This is a genomic window from Longimicrobium sp. (assembly GCF_036399255.1).
Taxonomy (GTDB): Bacteria; Gemmatimonadota; Gemmatimonadetes; order Longimicrobiales; family Longimicrobiaceae; genus Longimicrobium.
In genome coordinates, this window is the sequence record NZ_DASWNM010000159.1 from 1 (window position 1) to 8,555 (window position 8,555).

Here is an 8,555-nt window from a genome sequence, read left to right on the forward strand (position 1 = left end):
AAGGAGGCGCCACACCGCACCATTGGCTCGCACGAAATCCGGCGCGCCGACTGAGAAATCTACTGTCTGCTGCTGGTGCCCCGCCGCACCGCTCCGGCACTGGCCCTGTCCGCCCGTGTCGTAGCCGCGAAGCAGGCACGGGCTACCGCGTCTGCGCTCCAGCAATCCGACAGTAGATTCCTCGGCCCTGCAACCTCTGGTGTGAAAGCAGGCTACTGCGTGGCCGGGCCTCGGAATGACAGCGCTGGTAGATCTGCCTGGATGCGCAGCGTCGGATTCTTAAACACACTCTGAGACCCGTTCTTTTCTCGGATCCGGGATTGAAGCCGGCGCGGCACTCCGCACCTTATTACCGCCGAACGCCCCGGAATGTTGGGGTGGGACCGGAGCGGGCGCCCGTATCGAATGGATTGCGCCCAAGGGAGCGTACCATTAGCTTGCCTCCCGCAATCGCTCCAGGCCGGTGGGGCGGGCGGCATCCGGCAAGGTTGCGGAAAAACGAGCGTTCGTCTAGTTTGGGCGTCGCAATCCCTCCGCGAAGTCCCCCGGCCGGCCGTTCCAGGGCAAGACCCGCAGTCCGCATCCCAACAAGGCTGTACCCTGTCCGCAGGCACTCGTACGCCTGCGTTCCGGCCGTGCCGCGGCGGGCCCGACGTCCCGCGCGACGACCCGCGGCGCGCCCGGGTGGAGCCGCTGGTGGGCGAAACCACCGGCGGCTGACCGCTCCCCGCTCCGGCGGTCCGCCGGTCCGGTCCCCATTTCGTTTCCGTCCGATCTCGTTGATTTTGCTCGTTCTGATCCAGTCCCGATCCGATCCGGTCCCGTTCGATCCGAGCCCGCCGACCCGGCCGAGTGCCGGGCTTTACTCCTCCCCTGATGCAGGAAGTCCCCTCGTGCGCCGTATCCTTGCTCTTGCCCTGACCCTGGCGGCCCTGGCCGCCGCCGCGCCGCTGCACGCGCAGCGCGCCGCCCAGACGCCCCGCCGCCCCGCGCTGGGCGCCGCCGCCGACACCAACGACGCCCGCGCGTACATGCAGTTCGCCGCGCAGAGCTTCGCCAACCGCCCCGCCGAGGCCGCGGACGCGTTCTACTGGGCGTACCAGCTGGATCCCAGCTCCGCCGACGCGCTGTACGGGCGCTACGCGGCGTTCCTGGTTTCAAACCCGCGCCGGCTGTTCAACTACTGGAACGGCGACCGCCGCACGGTGCGCGCTCCCGAGGTGCTGGCGATGGACTCGCTGTACTTCCGGGCGCTGGCGATGGACCCGTTCCTGTACCGCAGGCACGAGATCACCCTGTTCACCACCTACCTGCGCCAGGCCGTGCGCGAAGCTACGGGCGGCACGGCCTCGGACGCGTACATCGAGCGTGAGATCGACTCCTTTCTGGTCCATTCGGGGCCGTGGCTTCGCGCGATCGAGGCGTACGCCAACGGACGGTTTCCCCAAGCGCTCACCTTCTACGACCAGGCACTGTCGCGCGCACGCAGCAAGTCGCTGGTGCGGGCCGAGCGCGGCCGGCTGTTCGCGCACGTGGGCAACCACCAGAGCGCGCTCGAGGAGTTCGGCCATGCCCTTACGGAGATGCGGCGCGAGGACGAGCGCGACCTGGTCTTTCTGTACGAGAGCAAGGCGCTGATCGAGCACGGGATCGCGATGCTGCACGAGCGGGCGGGCAACCCCGACGCCGCGCGCGAGGCGTACGGCCGCGCGCTCACGGAAGACCTGGCGTTCTATCCCGGACACGTGCGGCTGGGGCTGATGGCGATGGCCGCCGGTGACACGGCCTCGGCCGTGGGCGAGATGGACCTGGCCTCGCAGGCCGCCGGCTCCGACCCGTACGTGCTGTACCTGTACGGCGCCATGCTGGCCCAGCTGGGGCGGCTCGACGAGGCCGCGCCGCAGCTGGCCCGCGCCAGCCAGGTGGCCCCGTTCTACGCCGACCCGCACTTTGCGCTGGGAATGGTGCACGACGCGCAGGGCAACGTGGACGGCGCCCGCCAGGCGTACCGCGACTTCCTGGCCCGCGCCGCCCGCACCCACCGCCGCCGCGCCGCCGCCGAGCAGCGCATGGCCGCGCTGAGCGCGCCCGCGGACGGGCAGACGGCGGTGGCGCCGTGAAGATGCGCACGGTCCTGCGCGCCGCGGCCGTCCTGGCGCTCGCGGCGGCGGCGGACGCGCGGGCGCAGCAGGGCGGCAGCGGCTCCACCCGCCCGCGCACCGCGTACGAGGACCTGCAGATGTTCAGCCAGGTGCTCAACCAGATCCGGGTGAACCACCCCGACTCGGTGGACACGCACCGGCTGTTCATGGCCGCCGTGCAGGGAATGGTGAGCGCGGCGGACCCGCACTCGTACGTCATCCCCGCCGCGCGCCTGTCGCCGCAAAAGGAAGAGCAGCTGCGGGCCGGGCGGCTGCACCCCGTCCCCATCGACTTCAGCTACGTGGGGGGGATGCCGGTGGTGGCCAGCGTGGCGCCCGGGACGCTGGCCGCGCGGCAGGACATCCTTCCCGGCGACGTGCTGGTGGCCGTGGACGGGCAGGCGGTGCAGGCCGAAAGCCCCATCGAGCTGCAGGTGTTCCTGGCCGGCCAGCGCGGCTCCACCGTCCGCCTGTCGTTCGAGCGCGAGCGGTCGGACGGCTCGCGCGTCACCGTGGAGCGCAGCGTGCGCCGCGAGCGCGGCGACGACGAGACGGCCGTGCCGGTCTCGACCATGCTGGACGGGCAGACGGGGTACATCCGCATCACCACCTTCAGCAACGAGCGGGCGGCCGAGGACCTGCACGCCGCGCTGGGCCGGCTGGAGCAGGCGGGGATGCAGCGGCTGGTGCTGGACCTGCGCGACAACGGCGGCGGCATCGTCAACGAGGCGTCGCGCATCGCGGGCGAGTTCCTTCCCGCGGGCGCCACCGTCTACGTGGCCGAGGGGCGCAAGGAAGAGGTGTACGACAGCGTGACCGTGCGCCGCAGCTTCTGGAGGCGCGAGCGGCAGTACCCCATCGTGGTGATGGTGAACGAGGGCACGGCCAGCGCCTCGGAGCTGGTGTCGGGGGCGCTGCAGGACCACGACCGCGCGCTCATCGTGGGCCGCCCCACCTTCGGCAAGTCGCTGCTGATGGGGGGCTTTCCGCTCTCGGACGGGTCGATGATCATGCTGACCATCGGCCACATCAAGACGCCGTGCGGGCGGGTGATCCAGCGGCAGTACCGCGACGTGCGCGGCGCCGACTACTACCGGCTGGCCCGCGCCGCGCGCGACACCGCCGGGCGCCCCAGCTGCCGCACGGCGGGCGGGCGCACCGTCTACGGCGGCGGCGGCATCTACCCCGACGTGGTGCTGCCGGAGCCGCAGCCGCTGCCCGTCTGGCTGGGCCGGGTGGCGGAGGACGCCGTGCACACGAGGTGGATCGGCGGATACCTGACGGACAACGCGCCGGCGTTCACCACCGCGGACGCGCTGGCCGCCGCGCCGCGCCTTCCCGCCGGCGCGCTGGCGCAGTTCCGGGCATTCGCGGGGCAGCAGGGCCACGCCCTTCCCGAGGGCGCCGAGGCCGACCGCGCCATCGAGCGGCTGCTGCTGCGCGAGATCGCGGGCACAAAGTGGGGCGCCGCCGGCTTCTACCGCGTCTCGGTGGCGCTGGACGACCAGATCGGCTCCGCCGTGCGCGAGTTCGAGCGCGCCGGGCAGATCCTGTCGGGGAGCCGGTAGTACAGGGGAACATCCCGTGTCCTCCGTGCCACCGTGTGATGCCGGATCCTGAAAAAGAATGATCGTACAGAGGAACAGAGTCAGACAGAGGAAACGAGATCGTGCTTCCACTCGCTTTCTCTGTTTGACTCTGTTCCTCTGTACCCCAAAGGTGTTGTTTTTCCGGATCTGGCATGAGGCAACCGGCTGCTGATCACACCGCGTGTTCAGCCGGATTCGGTACAGAGACAGGCCTCGCGCAGAGGCCTGTCTTTTTGTTGCTTCGGGGCTTCGGGATCACAGCCGCGGGCGAAAGCCCACGACGGGGCGAAGCGTGGACGGGAACGGCCGATGCATCTACGTTGCGGTCTGCCGGTTGTGACGATGCACCCGGTACCGGCGTGCGCAGCCCTGGTGGCGTGCGCCGGCCGCGTATCTCAACGGGACACCAGTGCGGGCAAGGTGGCGGGGATGGGCGGCAGCGGAAACCAGGGCGGAGCGCCCGCGGATACGATGGATGGCGACGGACGCGTACGGAACGGCGACCCGCTTTTCGACGGGCCGGGCGAGATGCGCGCCCGCTGCCGCGCGACCGACTGGGCCGCCACTCCGCTGGGGCCGTCCCAGGATTGGCCGGAGGCCCTGCGCACCGGCGTGCGGCTGATGCTGGCCGCGCCGGTGGCCACCAGCCTGTGGTGCGGGCCGGGCTACACGCTCATCTACAACGACACCTACCGCCGCATCCTGGGCATAAAGCACCCCGGCGCGCTGGGCCGCTCGGGCGCGCAGGTGTGGGACGAGCTGTGGCCCGCGCTGGAGGCGCAGTTCGACGGCGTGCGCGCCGGCGGTGAGGCCGTGTACCAGGACGAGGCGCTGCTCACCATGGAGCGGCTGGAGGACGGCCGCCCCGAGGACGCCTGGTTCATCTACGCCCTCAGCGCGCTGGCGGACGAGGCGGGGGCGTGCGTGGCCGTCTACAACGTGGCCGTCGAGGTCACCGAAAAGGTGCACGCGCGCCAGGCCGTGGACCGCGCCACCGCGCAGCTCCAGGAGCAGCAGATGGAGCTGGAGCTGAGCAACTGGCAGCTGCAGGAGAACGCGGCGGAGCTGGAGGCGGCCAACGAGGAGCTGCAGACCACGGCCGAGGAGCTGGCGGAGCGCACCCACGAGGCCGAGGCGGCGCGGCGAGAGGCGGAGCAGGAGCGGGCGCGCACCACCGCCGTGCTCGAGTCCATGTCCGACGCGCACTTCACCATGGACCGCGACTTCCGCATCCTCACCATGAACGCCGCCATGGAGCGGTCGCTGGACGCCCCGCGCGAGGCCTTTCTGGGCCGCGACTACTGGGAGGCCTTTCCCGGCTCGCTGAACACCCCGGCCGACGTCAACTACCGCCGCGTGGCCGCCGAAGGGGTGGAGCAGCACTGGATGCAGCACTACACCGACGACGTCTACGACCGCGACGTAGAGGTCGACGCGTACCCCACCGCCGACGGCGGCGTCGCGGTGTTCTGGCGCGAGGTCACCGAGCGGGTGCGCCGCGAGGCGGCCGTCCGCGACAGCGAGGCGCGGCTGCGGGCCATCTACGACGGCACGCACGAGTACATCGGCCTCGTTGCTCCCGACGGCACGGTGCTGGACTGCAACCGCGCCTCGCTGGCGTTCGCCGGCAACACGCGCGACGAGGTCCTGGGGCTGCCGATGTGGGAGGCGCCCTGGTTCGCGCACACGCCCGGCGCGCCGGAGCGGGTGCGCCAGGCCGTCGCACAGGCGGCCGCGGGGCACTTCATCCGCTACGAGGCCACGCTGCACCGGCCGGCCGGCGAGCCCATCACCTTCGACTTTTCCCTGCACCCCATCCGCGACGCGCAGGGCGAGGTCGTCTTCATCGTTCCCGAGGGCCGCGACGTCACCGAGCGGCAGCGGCTGATGAGCGCGCTGGAGGTGGAGCGGGCGCGGCTGGAGGAGGTGTTCCGCCGCGCCCCCAGCTTCATCGTGGCCTACCGCGGGCCGGAGCAGGTGTACGAGTTCGTCAACGAGGCCTACTACCAGCTGGTGGGCCACCGCGAGCTGCTGGGCAAGCCGCTGCTGGAGGCGCTTCCCGAGATCCGCGGCCAGGGCTTCAAGGAGCTGCTGGAGGGGGTGCTCCGCACGGGTGAGCCGTGGGTGGGGCACGAGACGCCCGTGCAGCTGCAGCGCACCCCCGGCGCGCCCGTGGAGACGCGCTACCTGGACATGGTGTTCCAGGCGCTGGCCGAGGCGGACGGCACGCGCACGGGCGTGGTGGCGCACGGCTCGGACGTGACGGCACAGGTGCTGGCGCGGCGCGAGGTGGAGCGGCTGCTGCAGGTGAGCGAGCGTGCGCGGGCCGAGGCGGAAGCCGCGCGCGCCGAGGCCGAGGCGGCCAACCGCGCCAAGAGCGAGTTCCTGGCGGTGATGAGCCACGAGCTGCGCACCCCGCTGAACGCCATCGGCGGGTACGCCGAGCTGGTGGAGATGGGGATCCGCGGCCCCGTGACGCCGCTGCAGCGCGAGGACCTGCGGCGCATCCAGACCAGCCAGCGCCACCTGCTGGGGCTCATCAACGAAGTGCTGAACTACGCAAAGCTGGAAACCGGCACCGTGCACTTCGACCTGGCCGACGTCCCGGTGCGCGAGGCGCTGGCCGCCGCCGAGTCGCTGGTGGCGCCGCAGGCCCGCGCCAAGGGCCTGGCCCTGGTGACGGCGGACGGCGCGGTGCAGCCCTCCGTGCGCGCGGACGGCGAGAAGCTGCGGCAGGTGCTGGTGAACCTGCTTTCCAACGCGGTCAAGTTCACCGATCCCGGCGGGCGCGTGGAGACCTCGTGCGTGGTGCAGGACGGGCGCGTGCACATCCACGTGCGCGACACGGGCATCGGCATTCCGGCGGACAAGACCGAGGCGATCTTCGATCCGTTCGTGCAGGTGCGCGCGGACCTCATGCGCCCGCACGAGGGCACGGGGCTGGGCCTGGCCATCAGCCGCGACCTGGCCCGCGGCATGGGCGGCGAGCTCACCGCCGTCAGCACCCTGGGAGAGGGGAGCACCTTTACCCTTACCCTGCCCGCGGCGTAGCCTCCGGAAGAAAAGATGGGGGTACAGAGGAACAGAGTAGAAAAGAGAGGAACAGAGGAAAGTGGAACGGGCGCAAACTCCGGTCTTCCGTCGTTTCCTCTGTTCCTCTGGTTGTTCTCTGTTCCTCTGTACCCCCATGCAGTTTTCCTTTGGGTGAAAGATGAAGGCGGGGCCGCGCGAAGGAATCCGCGCGGCCCCGCCGTTCATCCATCCACCGCCGTGCCGGATCAGGCGAACTGGGCCTGCTCGGTGGAGCCTTCCAGCGCCGACGTGGAGGCCTGCCCGGCCGTCACCGTCATCAGCACCTGGTCGAAGTAGCCGGCGCCCACCTCGCGCTGGTGCTTCGTCGCCGTGTAGCCCGCGCCCTCCAGCCCGAACTCCTGCTCCTGCAGCGCCACGTACGCGGGCATCCCCTGCTCGCCGTACGCCCGCGCCAGCTCGAAGGTGTGCAGGTTGATCAGGTGCCAGCCGGCCAGCGTGATGAACTGGAACCGGTACCCCATCTGCCCCAGCTCGCGCTGGAACTTCTCGATGGTGTACGCGTCCAGGTGCTTGCTCCAGTTGAAGCTGGGCGAGCAGTTGTACGCCAGCATCTTGCCCGGGAACTCCGCGTGCACCGCCTCGGCGAAGCGGCGCGCCTCGTCCAGGTCGGGGGTGCTGGTCTCCATCCACAGCAGGTCCGCGTACGGCGCGTACGACTTTGCGCGGGCGATGGCGCTCTCGATGCCGCCGTTCACCCGGAAGTACCCTTCGGCCGTGCGCTCGCCGGTGATGAACGGGCGGTCGCGCTCGTCCACGTCGCTGGTGAGCAGCGTGGCGCTGTCCGCGTCGGTGCGGGCGATGATCAGCGTGGGCACGTCCAGCACGTCCGCCGCCAGCCGCGCCGCGATCAGCGTGCGCTCGAACTGCGAGGTGGGGACCAGCACCTTGCCGCCCAGGTGGCCGCACTTCTTTTCAGAGGCCAGCTGGTCTTCGTAGTGCACCCCCGCCGCGCCCGCCTCGATCATCGACTTGGTCAGCTCGAAGGCGTGCAGCGGCCCGCCGAAGCCCGCCTCGGCGTCGGCCACGATGGGCACCATCCAGTCGCGCTGCGCCTCGCCCTTTTCGGCCCACTCCACCTGGTCGGCCCGCTGCAGCGCGTTGTTCAGCCGCTTGACCACCGCGGGAACGCTGTTGGACGGGTACAGCGACTGGTCGGGATAGGTCTGCCCGCTCAGGTTGTTGTCGCCCGCCACCTGCCAGCCGCTCAGGTAGATGGCCTGCAGCCCGCCCTTTACCATCTGCACCGCCTGCGCGCCGGTCAGCGCGCCGAAGGTGCGCACCGGCTCGTCGCCGTGCAGCGCCTTCCACAGCCGCTCGGCGCCGTGGCGGGCAATGGTGTTCTCCACCCGCAGCGACCCGCGCAGCCGCACCACCTCCTCCGCCGTGTACGGGCGGGTGATCCCCTCCCAGCGGGCGTCCGTCATCCACTTGATGTTCAGGTCTTTGACCTGCGCGTCGAAGCTCTCCATCGGTCTCTCGTCTCCTCTCGAAGGGTCTGCCCCGGCGCGTGTGTCCAGGAGCCGAAAAAGTGCGTTAGTGCGTTAGTGCGTCAGTGCGGGAGTGGACAAACCCGTGCTCCACTCCCGCTGTCCCCTATTCCCTAACCCGGCGTAGCCGGAACCAAACACGAGTTGGGCTTGACATGGCAGAGTTTCGTTGCATGGTGTTTACCCTGTTCACCTGCTCGCGAAAACTGCCATGCTCATCGACCGCTACGCAGCTCGTATCCTCG

General features: G+C 70.5%; 4 protein-coding genes. 3 read left to right on the forward strand and 1 reads right to left on the reverse strand.

All coding sequences use genetic code 11. The features are described from left to right. Window positions 1-893 precede the first annotated feature (893 nt). The 3 genes from VGC13_RS30105 to VGC13_RS30115 all read left to right on the forward strand — a co-directional run bounded on the left by VGC13_RS30105 (window position 894) and on the right by VGC13_RS30115 (window position 6,781). Window positions 894-2,120, forward strand: a complete 1,227-nt coding sequence (locus VGC13_RS30105) for a tetratricopeptide repeat protein (RefSeq protein WP_331129047.1) — start codon at window positions 894-896, stop codon at window positions 2,118-2,120. Window positions 2,121-2,122: 2 nt separating this feature from the next. Next, entirely contained in the window at window positions 2,123-3,709 is a 1,587-nt protein-coding gene (locus VGC13_RS30110; protein ID WP_331129050.1) for a S41 family peptidase, read from the forward strand. A gap of 363 nt (window positions 3,710-4,072) precedes the next feature. Continuing rightward, window positions 4,073-6,781: a PAS domain-containing sensor histidine kinase gene (locus tag VGC13_RS30115; RefSeq protein WP_331129048.1), complete on the forward strand. Its 2,709-nt coding sequence runs from the start codon at window positions 4,073-4,075 to the stop codon at window positions 6,779-6,781. A 227-nt stretch (window positions 6,782-7,008) separates the two neighbouring features. Here VGC13_RS30115 and aceA read toward each other — a convergent pair whose 3' ends face one another. Next, complete coding sequence (gene aceA, locus VGC13_RS30120) at window positions 7,009-8,292, reverse strand: isocitrate lyase (protein WP_331129049.1); 1,284 nt, start codon at window positions 8,290-8,292, stop codon at window positions 7,009-7,011. Window positions 8,293-8,555 lie beyond the last annotated feature (263 nt).